Source organism: Trichococcus shcherbakoviae (assembly GCF_963666195.1).
Classification (GTDB): domain Bacteria; phylum Bacillota; class Bacilli; order Lactobacillales; family Aerococcaceae; genus Trichococcus; species Trichococcus shcherbakoviae.
On the sequence record NZ_OY762653.1, the window covers coordinates 2,831,094 to 2,850,321 of the forward strand.

The 19,228-nt window shown below is 46.6% G+C and carries 16 protein-coding genes; 11 read left to right on the top strand and 5 right to left on the bottom strand.

Features of this window, described 5'->3' with window-relative positions; translation table 11 throughout:
* The first annotated feature begins 345 nt into the window (after positions 1–345).
* The gene (locus ACKPBX_RS13400; protein WP_086628118.1) at positions 346–1,668 is read left to right on the top strand and encodes a DRTGG domain-containing protein; all 1,323 of its coding nucleotides are present in this window, start codon (positions 346–348) and stop codon (positions 1,666–1,668) included.
* An 11-nt stretch (positions 1,669–1,679) separates the two neighbouring features.
* Positions 1,680–2,642 (top strand): DHH family phosphoesterase, encoded by a 963-nt coding sequence (locus ACKPBX_RS13405; RefSeq protein WP_319995616.1) that lies wholly within the window; start codon positions 1,680–1,682, stop codon positions 2,640–2,642.
* Positions 2,643–2,707: 65 nt separating this feature from the next.
* Here ACKPBX_RS13405 and zwf read toward each other — a convergent pair whose 3' ends face one another.
* The gene (gene zwf / locus ACKPBX_RS13410) at positions 2,708–4,228 is read right to left on the bottom strand and encodes a glucose-6-phosphate dehydrogenase (RefSeq protein ID WP_086628116.1); all 1,521 of its coding nucleotides are present in this window, start codon (positions 4,226–4,228) and stop codon (positions 2,708–2,710) included.
* Positions 4,229–4,493: 265 nt separating this feature from the next.
* Here zwf and ACKPBX_RS13415 point away from each other — a divergent pair, with 265 nt between their 5' ends.
* Positions 4,494–5,810 (top strand): DEAD/DEAH box helicase, encoded by a 1,317-nt coding sequence (locus ACKPBX_RS13415; protein ID WP_370738852.1) that lies wholly within the window; start codon positions 4,494–4,496, stop codon positions 5,808–5,810.
* Between the two features lie 234 nt (positions 5,811–6,044).
* Here ACKPBX_RS13415 and ACKPBX_RS13420 read toward each other — a convergent pair whose 3' ends face one another.
* Positions 6,045–6,833, bottom strand: coding sequence for a DUF1189 family protein (locus ACKPBX_RS13420; RefSeq protein WP_233436793.1), 789 nt, complete (start codon positions 6,831–6,833; stop codon positions 6,045–6,047).
* 142 nt (positions 6,834–6,975) lie between these two features.
* Here ACKPBX_RS13420 and ACKPBX_RS13425 point away from each other — a divergent pair, with 142 nt between their 5' ends.
* The 7 genes from ACKPBX_RS13425 to ACKPBX_RS13455 all read left to right on the top strand — a co-directional run bounded on the left by ACKPBX_RS13425 (position 6,976) and on the right by ACKPBX_RS13455 (position 13,088).
* Positions 6,976–7,584 (top strand): superoxide dismutase, encoded by a 609-nt coding sequence (locus tag ACKPBX_RS13425; RefSeq protein WP_119093065.1) that lies wholly within the window; start codon positions 6,976–6,978, stop codon positions 7,582–7,584.
* A gap of 207 nt (positions 7,585–7,791) precedes the next feature.
* Positions 7,792–8,247 (top strand): MarR family winged helix-turn-helix transcriptional regulator, encoded by a 456-nt coding sequence (locus ACKPBX_RS13430; protein ID WP_319995617.1) that lies wholly within the window; start codon positions 7,792–7,794, stop codon positions 8,245–8,247.
* 23 nt (positions 8,248–8,270) lie between these two features.
* On the top strand, positions 8,271–9,362 hold the full coding sequence (locus ACKPBX_RS13435; protein ID WP_086628111.1) for an ABC transporter permease: 1,092 nt from the start codon (positions 8,271–8,273) through the stop codon (positions 9,360–9,362).
* A gap of 12 nt (positions 9,363–9,374) precedes the next feature.
* Positions 9,375–10,052, top strand: a complete 678-nt coding sequence (locus ACKPBX_RS13440) for an ABC transporter ATP-binding protein (protein WP_086628110.1) — start codon at positions 9,375–9,377, stop codon at positions 10,050–10,052.
* A gap of 36 nt (positions 10,053–10,088) precedes the next feature.
* On the top strand, positions 10,089–10,487 hold the full coding sequence (locus tag ACKPBX_RS13445; protein WP_086628109.1) for a DUF2177 family protein: 399 nt from the start codon (positions 10,089–10,091) through the stop codon (positions 10,485–10,487).
* 38 nt (positions 10,488–10,525) lie between these two features.
* Positions 10,526–12,319 carry a DAK2 domain-containing protein gene (locus ACKPBX_RS13450; RefSeq protein WP_086628108.1) on the top strand — a complete coding sequence of 598 codons (1,794 nt, stop codon included), beginning with the start codon at positions 10,526–10,528 and terminating at the stop codon, positions 12,317–12,319.
* Position 12,320: 1 nt separating this feature from the next.
* Positions 12,321–13,088 carry a DUF1295 domain-containing protein gene (locus ACKPBX_RS13455; RefSeq protein WP_319995618.1) on the top strand — a complete coding sequence of 256 codons (768 nt, stop codon included), beginning with the start codon at positions 12,321–12,323 and terminating at the stop codon, positions 13,086–13,088.
* 47 nt (positions 13,089–13,135) lie between these two features.
* Here ACKPBX_RS13455 and ACKPBX_RS13460 read toward each other — a convergent pair whose 3' ends face one another.
* Positions 13,136–15,790: a YfhO family protein gene (locus tag ACKPBX_RS13460; protein WP_319995619.1), complete on the bottom strand. Its 2,655-nt coding sequence runs from the start codon at positions 15,788–15,790 to the stop codon at positions 13,136–13,138.
* A gap of 263 nt (positions 15,791–16,053) precedes the next feature.
* Between ACKPBX_RS13460 and ACKPBX_RS13465 the strand changes: the two genes are divergently transcribed.
* On the top strand, positions 16,054–18,102 hold the full coding sequence (locus ACKPBX_RS13465; RefSeq protein WP_319995620.1) for a peptidoglycan D,D-transpeptidase FtsI family protein: 2,049 nt from the start codon (positions 16,054–16,056) through the stop codon (positions 18,100–18,102).
* Between the two features lie 118 nt (positions 18,103–18,220).
* Here the strand turns inward: ACKPBX_RS13465 and ACKPBX_RS13470 are convergent, their stop codons facing one another.
* Both ACKPBX_RS13470 and ACKPBX_RS13475 read right to left on the bottom strand, forming a co-directional pair.
* Complete coding sequence (locus ACKPBX_RS13470) at positions 18,221–18,727, bottom strand: hypothetical protein (RefSeq protein WP_086628104.1); 507 nt, start codon at positions 18,725–18,727, stop codon at positions 18,221–18,223.
* Positions 18,728–18,740: 13 nt separating this feature from the next.
* On the bottom strand, positions 18,741–19,106 hold the full coding sequence (locus tag ACKPBX_RS13475; RefSeq protein WP_086941608.1) for a DUF6115 domain-containing protein: 366 nt from the start codon (positions 19,104–19,106) through the stop codon (positions 18,741–18,743).
* Positions 19,107–19,228: the final 122 nt, after the last annotated feature.

A 19,228-nucleotide genomic window follows, 5' to 3' on the forward strand; every position in this document is an offset into this window, starting at 1 on the left:
AAAAAGGCCTTCCGCACAGAAGGCCTTTTTATGTGTGCATAACAAAATAATATCGTTCATTTCAGTTGTACTAATAATCTGTTTCATGATACGATGAACACTGAATAACACAGTTTTTTGTCACAGAGAAAGGTGAGGAACCGCATGAGGATATCTTTTCACGGGCAATACTGCTTATGCGTTGGAGCAGCGGGACCGTACTGCAGTTCCAATCCACTACAACACGTTTCCGTTGATCAACCAGGATCCGAATGATTTTCTGTACCCACTGGATGATGGCATCTGACTCATCATGCAACCTGGAGATTTCATTTCATTACAATAGAGAAAGCAAGGGAGTACACTATGGCAACGAAACACGAGCAAATCATTCAATATATCGAAACGCTGCCGGTCGGGGAAAAGCTTTCCGTCCGTACGATAGCCAAGAATTTGAACATGTCTGAAGGGACGGCTTACCGCGCCATCAAGGATGCCGAAAATATCGGATTGGTTTCAACCATCGAGCGTGTAGGCACCATTCGGATCGAACGCAAGTCGAAAGAGAACATCGAAACGCTGACTTTTGGCCAGATCTGCAAAATCATCGATGGGGATATTTTGGGCGGCAAGAAAGGCTTGGACAAGACCTTGAGCAAATTCATCATCGGCGCGATGCAACGCGAAGCGATGGAGCGATACATATCACCCGGGTCACTTATGATCGTCGGTAACCGGAATGATATCCAAGAATTCGCATTGGAGAAAGGTGCAGCGGTCCTGATTACGGGGGGATTCGATACGGATGAGAGCATCGTCCATTTGGCTGATCAGGTCGAAATGCCGATACTACGAACGACCTATGACACGTTTACCGTAGCGACAATGATCAACCGTGCCATGACGGACCAACTGATCAAAAAGGAAATTATGCTGGTGGAGGACATCTACACCCCGATTGATGAGACAAAATTCCTCTCGTTGGACGACACTGTGTTCCAATACCGCAACCTCAACACCGAAAGCACCCACTCGCGTTTCCCGATCGTCAATCATAATATGCGTCTAGTGGGCATCATCACGGCGAAGGACATCCTTGGTAAAGCAGATACGCTTTCGCTTGAGCGGGTAATGACCCGGGACCCGATAGTCGCGAAAACGCACATGAGTGTAGCGAGCGTGGCGCACCGGATGATCTGGGATGGCTTGGAAGTGATGCCAGTGGTTAAAGATAACCTGCAGCTGCTCGGCATCATTTCGCGACAGGATGTCATGAAGGCCATGCAGCTGGCGCAGCGTCAGCCGCAAGTCGGCAACACGATCGAGGACCAAGTTGTAGAAAACCTATCGTTGACCAACGCTGAAGAAGGAGACAGCCTGCCCGCTTATCGCTTCAGGATCACACCCCAAATGACGAACAGTCTGGGGACTGTATCGTTCGGAGTGCTGAGCGAGGTGTTGGCGAGCACAACCAAAAAAATCTTGTATACGTTGCAGAAACGGAATGCTGTCATTGAACAAATGGACATCTATCAATTGAAGATGATCCAAATAGACAGTGTCATTGAGATACGTTCAAAAATATTGGAATTGGGCAGAAGATCATCCAAATTGGATGTCGAAGTCTATTTAGAAAATTCACTGGTCAGCAAAGCAATCGTCATTTGCCAACTGATGGAAAAATCCTAGGAGGTCAGCAAGTGGGAAGTCCGATTTATGCAGAAATAGTCAATAAAATTCAAGTGTATTCCACCATCATCATCCACCGGCACCTACGACCGGATCCAGATGCATTGGGTTCGCAGAACGGTCTTGCCAGCCTGATCAGGCAAGCTTATCCTGAGAAAAAAGTATACGTTGTAGGCGAAAATGAAGACAGCCTTTCCTACCTCGGCAGCATGGACAGCATTCCGGATGAGGCCTATGAAGGTGCCTTGGTGATTGTCACGGACACTGCGAATCAGCCAAGAGTCAGCGACAAACGTTTTGTCAAAGGTGAGTATCTGATCAAAATCGATCACCATCCGAATGAAGACCCCTACGGAGATATCTGCCTTGTGGAGACGCACTCCAGCAGCAGCAGCGAAATCATCGCCAAAATTTCCTTTTCAACTGAAGGTACGCTGCCGATGAACGCTGCAGCAGCGCGTCTGTTGTATGCCGGCATCGTCGGTGATACAGGCAGATTCCTCTATCCGGCGACTACGGCAGTGACAATGGCAGTAGCCTCGAAATTGATGCAGTTTGATTTTTCCGCGTCGGATATCAGTCAAATGATGAACACAAATTCTTTGAAAACGGCCAATTTATCAGGGTTCGTCCTGCAGAGTTTGACAATCAATGACGTCGGGGTTGCCAGCATCATCCTCTCCCAAGAAATCCTTGGGAAATTTGGTGCCGTCGACAGCGACACCGCACCGGTTGTCCCTTTGCCGGGTACAGTAGAGGGCGTTTTATGCTGGGGAATTTTTGTGGAGCAACCGAACGGTACCTATCGTTGCCGATTGCGCTCAAAAGGCCCGATCATCAATGAAGTCGCCAAACGGCATGGCGGAGGCGGCCACCCGCTTGCGAGCGGAGCGAACGCTAAGGATGAATCGGAAATAAACGACATCATTTTGGAATTGGAAGAATTGGCGATCGAATGGCAGAATACGCATTGATGTAGCAGACGGGAACCAAAAAAGGCCGGACAAAAGCGTCGTTTCGCTTTTGTCCGGCCTTTAGTTTATTCGTTTTCCTGTTTTTCTTTATAACTTTGACTCCAGTTGAATTCAGTCCAGCTGAATTCGTCCTGCTCAAGCAAAGCGTCACTTTCTCTTGGTCCCATCGAGTGGCTCTCATACGCGAAAAGGGTATCCGTGCAATCTTCTTGGGCATCCCAAACTTTGCGGATCTCATCAACGAAGTGCCAAGACTGTGCGACTTCATCCCAGTGGGAAAAGTTTGTCGGATCGCCGTTCAGGCAATCCAATAAGAGTCGTTCATAAGCTTCAGGGCTGTTTGCCTGCGTCTCCTCATCGTAGATGTGGTGCATACGGATGTTCTTCATCTCGGTACCTTGACCGACGCGTTTGGCGTTCAGACGTAAGGAGAAGCCTTCCAGCGGCGAAACATGGATGGTCAGGACATTCGGTTCAGCGATTTCGTCGACACCTTCTGTAGGGAAGATATTCATCGATACATGTTTGAACTGGATATGGATGTATGTTTCTTTTGAAGCCATTTGTTTACCGGTCCGGATGTAGAAGGGAACGCCTTTCCAACGGAAATTATCGACTAGTATTTTGCCGGCAACAAAGGTTTCTGTTGATGAAGCAGGATTGACGTTAGGTTCCTCCCGATATGCTTGCAAAGCTTTGGCAGGATTTCCGGCATACTGGGCTCGGATAAAGTTGCGGTTGACCTCTTCCGGCGTGTTGTACAGACGCAGGGAACGAAGCGCCTTAATTTTCTCGGAACGGACATCCTCGCCTTGCAAGGACAGAGGTGGTTCCATAACCAACAAGGCAACAATCTGAAGGATATGATTTTGCACCATATCGCGCAAAGCACCATTGTTGTCGTAATAAGCGCCGCGTTCTTCCACGCCCACAGTTTCGGAGAGGGTGATCTGAACATTGTCGATGTACTTGTTGTTCCACAGCGACTCGAAAATCATATTGGAAAAACGGACGGCTGAGATGTTCTGCACCATTTCTTTGCCCAAATAATGATCGATACGGAAGATTTGGTTCTCATCAAACGATTTGCGCAGCTTAGTGTTCAGTGCATCCGCGGATTCGAAATCGCGTCCGAATGGCTTCTCAATAATCAAACGGTTGAATCCGTCTGCTGTGATCAATTTTTGTTCTTTCAGTTTTTCAGCAATGATGCCGAAAAACTCCGGAGACATCGCCAGATAGAAGATGCGGTTCCCTGACAGCGAATACTTGGCATCCAAGGATTCGGACAAGACCTTCAATTTGATGTAGTGTTCCGAGTCGTTGACATTGTGGGCGATGTAATAGAAATGGGCTGCAAAAGATAGAGCATCTTCCTTATCCTCAGTCAAATCTTTGATGGAATCCAAGACCACTTCACGGAAATATTCATCAGTCCAGTCTCGTCTCGCTGTTCCAATGACGGCAAAATTATCTTTGATGAATCCTTTTTTGTATAAGCGAAATAATGATGGATACAGTTTGCGGTGAGCCAAATCACCAGTTGCTCCGAAAATAGTGAACAGAGCAGTATTTTGGGTAATCATTACATGCCCTCCTTTTTATTATTATTAGATTCTATTCATTATATCATTATACTATTATCATTTACGGTTAGCAATGAAAGAAAGCGTCTGTTTTCACGATGACGCTTTCTTTGACGGGGTACTTTCGGTTGCGTATGTAAATATATTGCGAATAAATTTACGTGCTCAATTTTCAAATTCTTATCTGAAATTAAGGTTTAAACCTTGCGCGTGTGTTATAATGGTAAGGCATAAAATACGCAGAAGAAAAACAAGAGGTGTAAACGTGGAATTTAAAGACTTTCAATTGAAGCCATTTTTGCTGGAGGCAATCAGCAAATTGAATTTCAAAGAACCGACCGATATCCAAAAACAAATTATCCCGATCATTAGAACCGGAAAGAGCGTGATTGGCCAATCTCAGACAGGAACAGGGAAAAGCCATAGCTTCTTGCTGCCCTTGATTGATGCAATCGACCCATCAAAAAATGAAGTCCAAGTTGTCATCACTTCACCTAGCCGTGAGCTAGCAGAACAACTGTATCAGACAGCCAGCCAACTGGTCTCAAACGCGCCCGAAGAAATCCGTATCGTCAGCTACGTAGGCGGTACAGACAAAAAACGACAAATGTCGAAACTAGTCAACAACCAACCGCATATCGTAATCGGAACTCCCGGCAGGATCCTTGACTTGATCAATGAGCAAGCTCTGAAGATCCATACCGCATCCAAAATGGTCATTGACGAAGCGGATATGACACTGGATCTAGGCTTCCTGCATGATGTCGATCAGATTGCCGGCCGTTTGCCGGAGAAACTCCAGATGCTGGTATTCTCCGCTACGATCCCAGAGAAACTGAAGGGTTTCTTGAAGAAATACGTCGAAAACCCTGTCGTTGTCCAGTTGAAACCGGAACATATCATTGCACCGGCAATCGATAATCTGTTGCTGTCCACTAAAGGACAAGCAAAAATTGATGTTCTGTATCAAGTGTTGACAATGGGAGAACCGTATCTGGCATTGATTTTTGCCAATACAAAACAAAATGCCGAGGAAATCGCTGATGGACTGAGACAACGTGGCATTCAGCCGGCGGTCTTGCATGGCGATGTGCCTGCTCGTGAACGCAAACGCATCATGAGAAGAGTCCATAATCTGGAGTACCAATTCATGGTGGCTACCGATTTGGCTGCACGCGGCATCGATATCGAAGGCGTTTCACACGTCATCAACTATGAACTGCCGAAGGACATGGAATTCTTCGTACACCGTACGGGCAGAACGGGACGCAGCAACTTAAAAGGAACTGCGATCACTTTGTACGCACCAGGTGAGGAAAAGGCAATCGACGATCTGGAGAAGTACGGGGTTGTTTTCAAACCGGTAGCTATCGAAAAAGATCAACTTGTCGAAACTTACGAAAGAAAACGCCGTGAGATGAGAAACGCTCCGAGTCAATTGGAACCCGATCACCGCATCCGCGGAATGGTAAACAAGGCTAAGAAACAAGTGAAGCCTGGCTACAAACGCAAACTGAAAGAAAATATCGCCAGCCAACAGAAACGCAAAAGAAGAGCAAGCAAAACCCGCAACCACGGATAAAAGATAAGAAAAGCTGAACGGGTTCGTTCAGCCCTGAAAGAAATTTAGGAAATCAGTCCGACTGAGCATCGTAGAGCGCAATAGGACTGATTTATCTAATTTCCGAAGGGCTTACCCGTGAAGCTAGCCAACAATATAAAAAAAGAGGCCGCAGCAAGATGATCCTTCGATCATATGCTGCGGCCTCTTTTTGGGCAGGAAGCGGACGCTTACGAAAAGGTTGCGGCCTTCCTGCTATTCTTTGAGGGCTTTGTAGAAATAGAATATACCGATGAGGGCAATCGCTTCATCCTGGATCATCGGGTAGAGGCCGAATCCGTTCAATAGACTAAAGAAAACCACTGGGACGACTGAGGCTATCAGCGCCATCCTAAGTATTTCTCGGAAAGGGAGTTTTTTCCGCATGAATCCTGTCAATACATTCCCGAACAGCGCGATTATCAAGAGCGTAAGAAGGACACTGAACGATGAAATGAAAAGACTGAACAAGAGCATGATCACACTGGAAAAAAGCTGATCGCTGGAAAAATTACGCAATAACTTTTTGAACGTCTGGTCCGTAATGTCATCAGCCTGTTCGTAAGGCAACCGGAATGGGACGTCTTGAGCGTAGAGGGTGAAGGCATCCTTTGAAAATACGAGGCTCAAAATCAAAACAGGGGATGACATTTCTTTTTCGATTTCTCTCTGCGTGTAAATTTCCTGACTATCGAAAGCCAATAGGACTGTGTCGGTTTTATAAATGAAACCTTTTTCCGTGGGATCCTCCAACCGCAATGCGCTGTCCGAAATGGTGAATGCAGGTATATTATCCGCTATCACGCCCGCATCTGCCGAAAATTTTTGAAGCGTAGCATATCCATCCAAAAACAGGGGGATGCTGACGGTCAGTGAGAGCAAGATGAAGAGCAAAAAGGCAGGGCCTTTTTTTAATGTCTTGGCACCCAACAATTGCTTTGGATCCATAAAACTGTCTTTGACTAAACTAACGATTGAGATTTTGATCACCGCTTTCTGCATCATACTTGTCCAGTCTATCGAAAATGGATTCATTTAGCAATCAAAAATTGCTACGGCTTCGAGGCTTTATTTTTGATAAAGTGAGCGATTGATGATACAGTGAAATCAGTCAGGAATCACTAAACTATTTTAGGAGGAATTTAACATGGCTTTTACATTACCAGCATTACCTTACGCGTACGACGCTTTGACACCATACATCGATGAGGAAACGATGCATTTGCATCATGAGAAACATCATAATACTTACATTACGAATGTGAACGCAGCATTGGAGAAACACCCTGAGCTGGCTGAAAAAACGATCGAGGAATTATTGGCTGACTTGAACAGCGTTCCGGAGGACATCCGTACGGCTGTCCGCAACAACGGCGGCGGACATGCAAACCACAGCTTATTCTGGACAGTTTTGGCGCCTAATGCGGGCGGAGAACCTACAGGAGCTGTCAAAGACGGAATCGAAGAGGCTTTCGGCAGCTTTGATGCCATGAAAGAAAAATTCACAGCAGCAGCAGTAGGTCGTTTCGGATCCGGATGGGCTTGGCTGGTAGTTTCCGATGGTAAATTGGAAATCACCTCCACACCAAACCAAGATTCGCCTATCAGCGAAGGCAAAACGCCGATTTTGGGTCTTGATGTATGGGAACATGCTTATTACCTGAACTACAAGAACGTGCGTCCGGAGTACATCAAAGCATTCTGGAACCTTGTGAACTGGGATGAAGTCAACAGTCGTTTAGCTGCGGCAAAATAAGCATAAAGTTATTGCAATCCACTTAAAGGATTCAGGGCACCCGCTCTGAGTCCTTTTTTTGCTATCGTAATATTGCTGTTCTAGTTTTTTCGGTTTGCGGCACTTCCAAGTGCGATTGTTTTACTTTCCAGATTTTATCGATTAATATATATCTTGTAAGATGTATATTGGTCGTTGAGGCGAATTTGGAAAGGAGGCGGTATCAGGATGGATGAATCTATTTTTGAAAGGCCGCTTGAGGATCAGCTTTGTTTCGAGGTCTATCGGGCTGCAAATGGTTTCGGCAAAATGTATAACCGTGCATTGAAAGATTTCCATTTGACATTCCCGCAGTATTTGGTCTTGCTGGCCTTATGGGATGAGGACAATATATTGATCAAACACATCGGGGAGCGGTTAGGGATGGGTATCGGAACGTTGAACCCCATTTTGAACCGCCTCGAGAAACAGGGGTGGATCACGAAGGAACCGTCCCTTTTGGACAAGCGCGCTACGATCGTTACCTTGAGTGAAAAAGGCATCACTTCAAAGAAAGCAATCAATTTGGCTATTTTGTCGGAAGTGAACGCCTGTAGCCTGGAAGGCATCGATGGACTGTTGTTGATGAAACAGTTGAAAATATTGAACAAATCAATGGGCGGCATAGACCAGAACAGTCTGTAAAACAAAAATAAAGGGGTGGAGTAATGTTTTTAGCTTGGAAAGAAATTAAACATTCAAAAACAAGATTTTCTTTGATAATTGGAGTAATGGTGCTGGTATCGTATTTGGTGTTCTTCTTGGTTGGCCTTGCCTATGGGTTGGCACAGGATAATCGGACCAGCATTGATAAATGGGATGCGGACGGCATCATTCTGACTGACGAGTCGAACACGAATATCAATATGTCCATGATGCCAAGAGGAGCCATTGATGAAGTGGATGCTGACGAAGCGGCTGTAATCGGAATAGCTCCTAATGTCATCAGGAAAAAAGGGACGTCAGGCGATGATGCAAAAATAAATACAACTTTTTTTGGTATCGAATCGGATCAATTCCTGATGCCTGAAGTGATCGAGGGAAGAGCTTTCCAAAATGATGATGAAGTCGTTGCAGACATCAGTCTGAAGGAAGAAGAGGGCGTAGTCATTGGCGACACGCTCCAGTTGGCGGGATCGGACAAGGAAGTAGAAGTAGTCGGGTTCACTGAAGACGCTAAGTTCAGTGTCGCGCCGGTTTTGTACACGACTGTATCTTCCTATCAGGATGTGCGTTTTGAACAGATTGATGAGTCTGAGGAAGGGCGCATCAGTGCAATCGTAGTGCGGGGAATCGATGACACGATTGAAGCGGTGGACACTGGAAACGAAGATCTGAACGTATATCCGATTGCGGATTACATCAATGAAATTCCAGGATACACTGCTCAGGTGTTGACATTCGGTTTGATGATCGGATTTTTGGTCGTCATTGCGTCAGTAGTGATCGGTATTTTCATCTATGTCCTTACCATGCAGAAATCGAGCATGTTTGGGGTCATGAAAGCACAAGGGATTTCAAGCGGTTATATCGCAAAATCAGTCGTCATCCAAACGTTCCTGTTGGCGGCTATTGGAGTCGGCATCGGGTTGATATTGACAGGTGTGACAGCGTTAGTCTTGCCGGCCGCTGTTCCTTACCGCACAAACTTATATTTTTTGAGTGGCATAGCCGGCTTGCTGGTCATCATGGCCATGATCGGTGGAGTATTTTCCGTAAGGGCAGTTGTAAAAATAGACCCATTAAAGGCAATCGGATAGGAGAGTCAGCAGATGAAATTAATTGAAATGATAGATGTTTCCCGGTCATTCGGGGAAGGGGAACTTAAGATAGAAGCGCTTAAAACAACGAATATTTCCATAAAGGCCGGTGAGTTTGTAGCCGTCATCGGCCCGAGCGGATCAGGCAAGAGCACTTTCTTGACCATCACAGGAGGTCTTCAGACACCGTCTTCCGGAAAGGTCTTGATCAATGGGAAACCATTCAGTGAGGTGACCGAGAAAAAACGCGCCAAACTAAGATTTGAAGAGATCGGGTTTATTCTGCAAGCCTCGAATCTGGTCCCGTTTCTGACGGTTCAGGATCAACTGCATTTGGCCAATAAAGTCGAGCGAAGCAAAGTGGACAAACAAAAACGGGATGAATTGTTGAAAGAATTGGGCATCTTCGAATTGAAGGACAAATTCCCGAGCGATCTCTCCGGCGGGCAGAGGCAGCGTGTTGCCATCGCCCGTGCCCTTTACCATGACCCATCAGTCATACTTGCTGACGAACCGACCGCCAGTCTGGACACACAGAAGGCATTCGAAGTGGTTGAAATTCTTGCCCGAGAAACAAAATTAAAGAAAAAGGCGACCATCATGGTGACCCACGATGAGCGTTTGATTGAATATTGTGATAAAGTATATGTGATGGAAGATGGCATTTTATCCGAAAGAACAAGCGACTAAATTCAGCGACGGATCATGGAAAGGGAGGAAGAAAAGATGGACAGCATCAAATTGTATTTACTGACATTTTTTGTGTTTTTTTTGGTGGATATTGTCTGGTTGGGTGTGGTATCCAAAAATATTTACAGCAAGTATTTGGGTCATCTCATGTCCCCGAATGTCAACTGGGTTGCGGCAATCGTATTTTATCTGCTATTCATAGGGGGCCTCGTATTTTTTGTGATCCAACCGGCCCTTTTGAAGGAAAGTCTGCAATATGCCATTTTGGTTGGCGGGTTTTTCGGTTTGATCGCATATGGGACATATGACTTGACCAATCTGGCGACTTTGAAGGATTGGCCGATCATGATCACAGTGATCGATTTGGTTTGGGGGACTTTCTTGAATGCGGCAACTGCCGGCATAACGTATATTGCAGCCCAAAGATTTCTTTGAGCTACCAAAATAGCCTACGAGCGGATTGGGGAAGACCAATGGACATTTCAAAATTGGACAGCGAAAAGCTTTACTATTCTTTTGTGTCAGGTGCGCAGGAGGTCATCAAGAACAAAAACAACCTGAATGAAATCAACGTATTTCCGGTCGCTGACGGGGATACCGGGAGTAACCTTTCTTCAACCATGCATGCGATCATCCTGGAGGCGAAAATTTCCGGATCAGTCAAGGAAACGATGAGCAGCATAGCCGATGCTGCTTTGACTGGGGCCAGGGGGAATTCCGGCATCATCATTGCCCAGTACATCAATGGGATCTTCCTGAGCCTGATGGATGAGGAGATGATAACAATCCCTTCATTTGCAGAAACAGTCAAAAAGGCGGTCCCTTATGCCTATCAGGCTATTTCCGATCCGGTGGAAGGGACAATCATCACCGTCATCCGGGAATGGGCGGATGCGGTATACAGCCATAGAGATCTTTCAGCTACATTTTCCGAATTGTTTTCAAAATCGCTGGTTACGGCCAACAAATCTTTGGAAGCGACGACATCGAGACTGAAAGTGCTCCAGGATTCCAGAGTCGTCGATTCCGGCGCGAAGGGTTTTGTCTACTTTCTGCAAGGATTTGCGACGTTTTTGCGCACCGGAAAGGTGGATTTGGAGGTCAGCGATGAACCGGTAGACCTTGCCTTCAATGAGGAATTGATCCATAGCCAAGGGGAGATACACCACCGTTATTGCACCGAAGCGCTGTTGTCAGGGGATGCGATTGATCTGGAAGCATTGAAAGCGGAACTGGCACTCTACGGGGATTCCTTGATTGTGGCAGGCAACGACCACAAAGCCAGGATCCATATCCATGCCAATGCGCCGGAGCAGGTATTCCAAGTTTTGCGAAAAAAAGGCGTCATTCTGCAGCAGAAGGCGGATGATATGGTCAGACAGAACGAATCAGCTTTTGATCGAAAATACGCCACCGCACTGATCACGGACTCGATTGCGGATATTCCGCAGACAATGCTTGATCGCTATCAAGTGCATATGTTGCCGCTCAATCTGAATTTTGACAACACTTCCTATCTCGACAAAGTGACGATGACGCCAGAACTTTTCTATCCTTTGTTGGAAGAAGCCATTGAATACCCGAAAAGTTCACAGCCGAATCCGAGCGTTGTCGAGAAATATCTGGAAACGGTGCTCTCCCATTACGATGAGGTCATCATTTTGACTGTCGCGAAAGAGCAGAGCGGAACCAACAGCGTGTTCCAGAATGCCGTTTCAAAAAAACTGCATGAAGGCAAAAAAATCGCCGTGATCGATTCGAAACGGAATTCCGGTGCGGAGGGGTTGCTTGTCATGAAAGCTGCGGAAATGATCGCGGCGGAAACGCCTTTTGATGACGTTGTTTCAACGATTGAGCGCTTGAGGGACCGGACAAACATCTTCGTCAGCGTCAACAACCTGAAATACATGGTGAGATCCGGACGTTTAAGCAAAGTTTCGGGGATGGCCGCAATGTCGATCAATCTGAAGCCTGTCGTATCCATCGACGCAAAAGGCAAAGGTTCGATAGCCGAGAAGGCCTTCAGCGAAAAGGGCAATGAAAAGAAACTATTCAGACTGCTGGAAAAAGTAAATGAACAGCAGAAGGTTTCAAGGTATGCGATTGTGCATGCCAATAATCCCGAAAAAGCAGAAGCGTACCGTAAGCGCAGCGTCGCCTTATTCGGCAAGGAACCGGAATATATCATGAATATTTCTACGATTGTTGGAATGAGCGCGGGGGTAGGGACTGTGGCAATTTCCTACATGTGTGAGGAGGAATCATAAAATGAGTGCTTTTCTGTTAAGTGCTCTGGCGCTTTGGATATTTTTTTCGATTGTGTTCATCGGTGCGCAGTACCTGAATAATAATTCGATAGTGGACAGTTTTTGGGGACCGGCTTTCCTGCTGGTCGCAATCGTGACCTTCCTGACATCGGATGTCATCGGTCTGCGGGCGATCGTGTTGTTTACGATGGTTGCGGTATGGGCTTTGCGTCTCTTTTTGTACATCACGGTCCGCAATTGGAACAAACCTGAAGATTACCGATACATCAACATGCGGAAACAATGGGGAACATCTTTTGTGCGTCTGAAAGCTTACGCGAATGTCTTTATTTTGCAAGGGGTTTTGGCTTTTGCAGTATCTTTGCCGATCATCGTTACGAACACTTCGGCAAATCAGGAGTTGGCGCCGTTCCATTTTGTGGGCATCGGGTTATGGATTGTCGGTTTTCTCTTCGAGACGATCGGGGACGCGCAACTCAAACGGTTCAAATCCGATCCAAGCAACAAGGGCAAGCTGATGATGGAGGGTCTGTGGCAGTACACGCGCCATCCGAATTACTTTGGAGAGGCCGCGATGTGGTGGGGCATTTTCATCGTAGCTTTGGATGGATGGGGCAGCCTGTACATGATCATCAGTCCGATCGTCATGACGTTACTGCTGTTGTTCGTATCAGGTGTCCCGCTGCTTGAGAAGAAGTATGCAGACCGCGATGATTTCGCAGCTTATTCCAAACGGACAAATAAATTTTTCCCTTGGTTCCCTAAATAACGGACAAATGAGAAAAGCGGTTGGGATCAAAATCCCAACCGCTTTTCTTATTTATTTTTACGATATTTTCTGAATAGCAAGGCACCCGCGATTGAACCCCCGCTGATGGACAAGCCGGACATCAGATAGGGGGTGCGGTACGTAAACGCGATTGTATGCTTACCTGAGCTGATCGGCACCGCCAGCAGGCCGTTCAGAGCGGTGGTTGTTTCTGCAGTTGCCCCATCAATCGTCACTTCCCAGCCTTCGCTGTAGGGAATCGTCGTCAACAATATTTCATCTTCATCCGTGATCGTGACCGAACCCGTGATGTGCGTCTGGTTGAAAGAAGTGATTGTCATGCCTTCAGCCTGACGATCTGAAATGGTTTCCTTGAACAGAGCTTTGTTCAATTCATAAAGTTTCAGGTCCTGAACCCGAATCGAGTCCTCGCGCAGTTCGATCGTAAAGGTGATGTTTTCACCCTGCTGGTTGCTTGCGATGTTGACGACCTGATCGTTCCGGAAGGTCGTATAATAATCCAACTTCACATTATTCACATAAAGGGTTGCGTCATCGTCGTCGATGCCCGCATCCAGAATCAGATAATAAGGATTGTCGCTGGTAGGGGTGAACTGGAATTCGATCCTCGAGATTGCCCCATCCACAGACCGATAGTAGGTTGTGTTCTGTGCATCCCCGGCAGCGGATGTAACATTCTGGAAGACGTTGGAATCGAACGGACGCAACGAGAAATAAGGTTCGATGCTTTCTTGATTGTTGAAGGCATCCAACAACTGTTCCTGCATCAATATGGGCTGATCCTCGATCAATTCGAGATCCAAAACGCTTTCCGAAACCCCGAATGCCAATGACAACGCGTAGGGATTTTCAAAGGTGGTGGATCTATCCGTTTCTGAATAGAAACTGTACTGGGTCAAATCCGGGCGGGTGGAGTTGCGGTTCAAACGGTATATGCCGTCATTGAGGTCATAAAAGGTTTCCGGCAACTTCTTGTCCTGAATGAAATACTTCACACCGAACAGAGCATCCGTGAATAATGTCCCGGTTGAGTATACGATGAAGCCGTTCCCGTCAGGAAAGCCCAGTGAGCCGAACAAGGCAGGAATCTCCTTTTCAAAAGTGGAACTGAAATGATTGATTCCTGCATAATTGGCTTGGAAACTGTCGTTTTTGGAGCGTTGGAACGTTTTTTCGATCCGGTAGAATGTATCCTTGGATGGCCGCACATCCGCCAACATCGTATTCAGATTCGTTTGGTAATCGGCGAATTCGTCCTGCTTGACGTAGCCCAACCGAAACAGGTCGATGGCTGCATTTGCCGTCATCTCTGCGGTGGCCACGAAAAGCAAAGCGTAGGTCAGCCATTTTCGGGGCTGGTCCCTAAGCATCAGCAATACCAGCACGAGGACAGAAACGACTGCCGTTATCAGTACTTGGACAGGCTCCAGAAATTCAAAATCCTTTTTCAGGACATAGATGGCAGTGGCCGCATTCGCGATCAAAAGACAGCAGGCCAGCGAAAAGGGAAAAGGACGATAGGAACGCAACGCCCGAAAACCGTTCAACAGGAAAAAGAAACAAACGGTGAACGAAAAACGGTAAGGGTACCAGATCGGATATTGTCCAGCATGCCAAATTTTATTCAGAAACTGGACGTTCATCGCCAGAAAAAAGAGGGCGGTCAACGCAAGCGAGGTGAACCGTTCTTTTTTTGAGAAGGCGGGATGGAAAAAATAATAGATGTAGGCTGTCAGCGCGACAGTTCCGATAAAGAGATTGGGGTGTCCGCTGGGCATCTGGTCAAAATTGAACGCTCCGATATAAAACTTCGAAACGACTTCGAAGGGATCATAGGCGAAACTCCAATCGATTAGCATGTTGGCATAGCTTGCCTTGCTTCCCAAGAGCGAATAAAAGGTGGGCAGCAGCAGGACGGCGGCAAAGCCAGCTCCCAACAAGGAATAACCGATGAATCGGGCTGATTGGGTGAAGAAGTGCTTCAGATGCGCCTTCAGGTTGTTCATACCGACAACTTCTTGTCTGGAAAATGCGAACACATAATAGAAGACCAAGAAAACACAGATCATGAATCCGATGTAATAGTTGGAAATCAGCATCACTCCGAGAAACAGGCTGTAAGACAGACCACTTTCACCCGACACCAGTTTCTCCAAACCAAGAATGATCAGAGGCAGGAAAACGAGCCCGTCCAGCCACATGACATTCAATTGATTGACGATGACGTAACCCATCAAGGCATAACTCAAGGCGAAGGACGGGACCAACAAGCCTTTGCCTTCGAACCGGGAAATCAACAGATGAGCAAAAGTCAGTCCTGACGCCGAAATCTTCATCAGGATCAAGATGGTCACCGCCAAGGGCAACTGAGACTGCGGGAAAAGCAGAAAAATGAGATTGAACGGACTCATCAGATAGTAAGCCCACAGCCCCAACATCTCGCCGCCGAATGATTTTGTGAAAGAAAAGAAAAGGGCGGAAGGATCGGACAATAAGGTAGTGCGATAATAACTGAAAAAATCCACATATTGCTGGCCGAGATCCACAGTCAGCAAGCTGCTGTTGCCGAAAGGATAAACGCCCATGGTGGCATAAATGGTCATCATCACAAACAAGGGCAGTAAGAACGAAAGGAAAAGCATATTTTTTTGTGGGGATAGGGTTGTGAAACGCTTCAGCATGCTGCACATTCCTCCTTAAAATGAAATTTTTTTGACGTTGCTGCAGAGTCACCTGACCATGAATGAACGCTCGGGATAGTTGAAGCGAAAATTTCACAAGTGCTTCTGCTATTTTAGCATATCCAGCTGGTTTTATGAAGAATCCGAGGTTGTCTGGGCACAGCCAGCGAAGGCACATCTTTAAAAATTTGTTGCGTCGTTTGTAATGCCTGCTTTTTTTGCTATAATAGGTTGTCGAACTATGGTTTTAGGAAGGTGTAAAATTGGAAGATAATACCCAAAGTAAAAGAAAGAGAAAGTCGCATATCCCGTTTCGCCTGAACCTGCTCTTTTTTATCGTGTTTTCGCTGTTTTCCGCAGTGATATTCCGGTTGGGATACCTGCAGATCGTTCGCGGAGATGAATTCGAAGCCATCGTGAAACGTACAGAAACGACACTTGTGACGGAATCCGTACCGCGCGGTTTGATATATGACAGAGACGGCAACATCCTTGTAGGCAATGAACCGCAGCATTCCATAACCTACACCCGAGGAGCAAATACAACGGCCGAGGAAATGGCGAAGGTCGCCTCGTCATTGGCGGGTCTGATAAACGTCAGCATTGAAGAACTGACGGAACGTGATTTGAAGGATTATTGGATGGCCATAAACAACGATATCATGTTGGAACGCCTATCGGATGACGAAAAACTGTTGCCGGGTTCCGAATTGTACGAAGTGGAGCTGGAAAAAATAACGGCAGAGGACGTCGCTTATTCGGATGAAGAGAAAGAAATCGCCGCCATTTTCAAGCGGATGAACAGCGCGTATGCCTTGTCGACCACCAGCATCAAAAACAAGGATGTCTCGGATGAAGAATTGGCACAGGTGAGCGAAAATCTGTCCGGCTTGTCCGGCGTGGATGTCGCGACAGATTGGGTCAGGATCTATCCAGAATCCGACTTGCTGAAGAGTATTTTGGGTGGGGTGACCAGCGAAAAGATTGGTTTGCCGAGCGATCAAGTGTCCACCTATTTAGCAAAAGGCTACGCCAGGAATGACCGCGTCGGAAACTCCTATTTGGAGCAAGAATACGAATCGGTGCTCTCAGGCACGAAATCACAGTGGGAAACGATCACGGATCAATCAGGTGAAGTAGTGACGCGGGAGGAATCCTATGAAGGAAAAGCCGGGGATAATCTGGTCTTGACCATCGATATCGATTTTCAAAAGGAAATCGAACAGATCGCTACCGATTTCCTGAACAGCAATGTCGATTCTTACAACGACCGGGTGTATATAGTGGCATCGGATCCGAATACAGGCGAGATTCTGGGCATGACCGGCAAACAGCGCTCGACCTCAAACGAAATTGTGGATGATGCATTGGGTGTCATTAATGCCAGTTACGGAATGGGGTCGGCCATTAAGGGCGCGATGGTGCTGACCGGATACATGAGCGGTGTCATCAGTACGGATAACAATGTCATCGTCGACGAACCGCTGCAATTCCCAGGTTCGAAATTGAAAAAATCTGTTTTCAACCCGAACGTCGGCAGCCAAGTGGCCATAAACGATATCGAGGCATTGGCCCGCTCGTCGAATATTTACATGGTCAAATTGGCGATGATGATGGGGGGACAAGTAAACTATGAATCAGGAGACACCTTGAATATTTCCGCAGACCTGATCGATGAGCTGCGCAGCTACTTCGCCCAGTTCGGTTTGGGTGTGAAGACGGGGATTGACCTTCCGAATGAAGGCAGCGGATTGGTGGGGTTCGATCAAACAGCAGTTAACGTTGTCGACCAAGCATTCGGACAGTACGATCTCTACACGACCCTGCAATTGTCGCAATACATCAATACCATCGCCAACGGCGGTACCCGATACGCTCCTCAATTGGTTTCAGAAATCCGCAGTACGGATGCGAACGGAGCGCTGGGGGCTTTGGAAACGACTCTGGAGACAAAAGTGATGAATCTGGTTGATGTCGATGCGCAAGCGATGGAGCGTGTCCAGCAAGGGTTTTACCAAGTAACCCACAGCGCGAACGGGACGGCTTATTCGACATTCGGGAAAGATCCGAACGACGTCGCCGCCAAAACAGGGACCGCGGAGGCCATCTATGGTGGCACCAATGATAATCTGAAGGGTGAGAGTGTCTTCAACTCAACTTTCGTCGGATATGCGCCATTCGACAATCCGGAAATCACCGTAACCGTAGTTGTTCCTTATCTCAGCACGGATACGGGCCGGGCTACACCGATAGCCAAGAAAGTTTTTGATGCTTATTTCAACACTGGGGATTACGCAATTAAAGCCGAATAACCTGTCAACTGGGAAGTGACTAACTGCTGATTATCGCCAAACATACACAAAAAAGGTGCCTGAACAAGGATTTTAATATCCTTGTTCAGGCACCTTCTTTTTTTTGTAGGCTGGGTTATTATTCCAGTGTGATCATATCGGCGATGACTTCATAGCCCATGTCTTGGGACAATTGGTACTCTCCGATATTGATTTTCATGACAAGATTCCGGTCATTCAGGTACTGTTCAAATACAGCCCGATCGGTAATGAGTCCCGCGCTGACCAGATTGTCGATGACGACTGACGTCGGTTGTCCGGAAGTGATGACAAACGTGACTGGTGTATTTGGTGCAGGGGCAGCTGAACTTTCGGCAATGCTCGCTGTTTCAGCTGGAGCACTGGAGGCCACTGCAGTTCCTTCGGCAGGGGCGCTGCTTATTGAAGCTTCATTAATTTGCTTCTGCAATTCCAATTCCGCCAAAGTACTTTCATATTTCTCTTGATAATCCGTTGAATCGGCAGTTGCTTCTCCGTTGAATGTGCTGCCGGGGAGTGCTTCCGGATAGAAGAGCTGGAAGCCGGCCAACAGTACGGCAGACAACAAAAAACCGATGGATAAAAAACGCAGTTTTTGTTTATTCACTTTATTTTCTCCTCTATACGATTGATTGCTCTATGTAGTTATCGACAACGAGTTGCACGGTGGTGATAGGGACGGACAGTTGCTCTGCAATCTCATCAAATGTTCTTCCGCTTGTATACAAAGTGATGATGTGTTGCTTAGTCAGGTTGTGTACTTTTTTGACGGTCTGCGAATCTTCGGAAACGGGTACTTCTTTTCCCAATTCTTCCTCCACAGCGATGAGTCTTTGCTTCAATTCATGGATTTCTTCCGTTAATTGTAAAGTGTATTCACTCATCTCATCGGCGAATTTGCGATCATTATCCTTGACGAAAAATGATGCAAACAGCAATATGATTGCGATTGTCAGTAAGACAATCACGATGGTCCATTGTTCCATCTTTGTCACCTCGATTCTTCTTTTTGACGCCTGATAACATTCTAATGAAATTCGCTTGTTTCTGCAACCTTATCTGGGATTTAATTGGCTCAATGCTCAAAAAAATGGACTTGCGCAGAAGT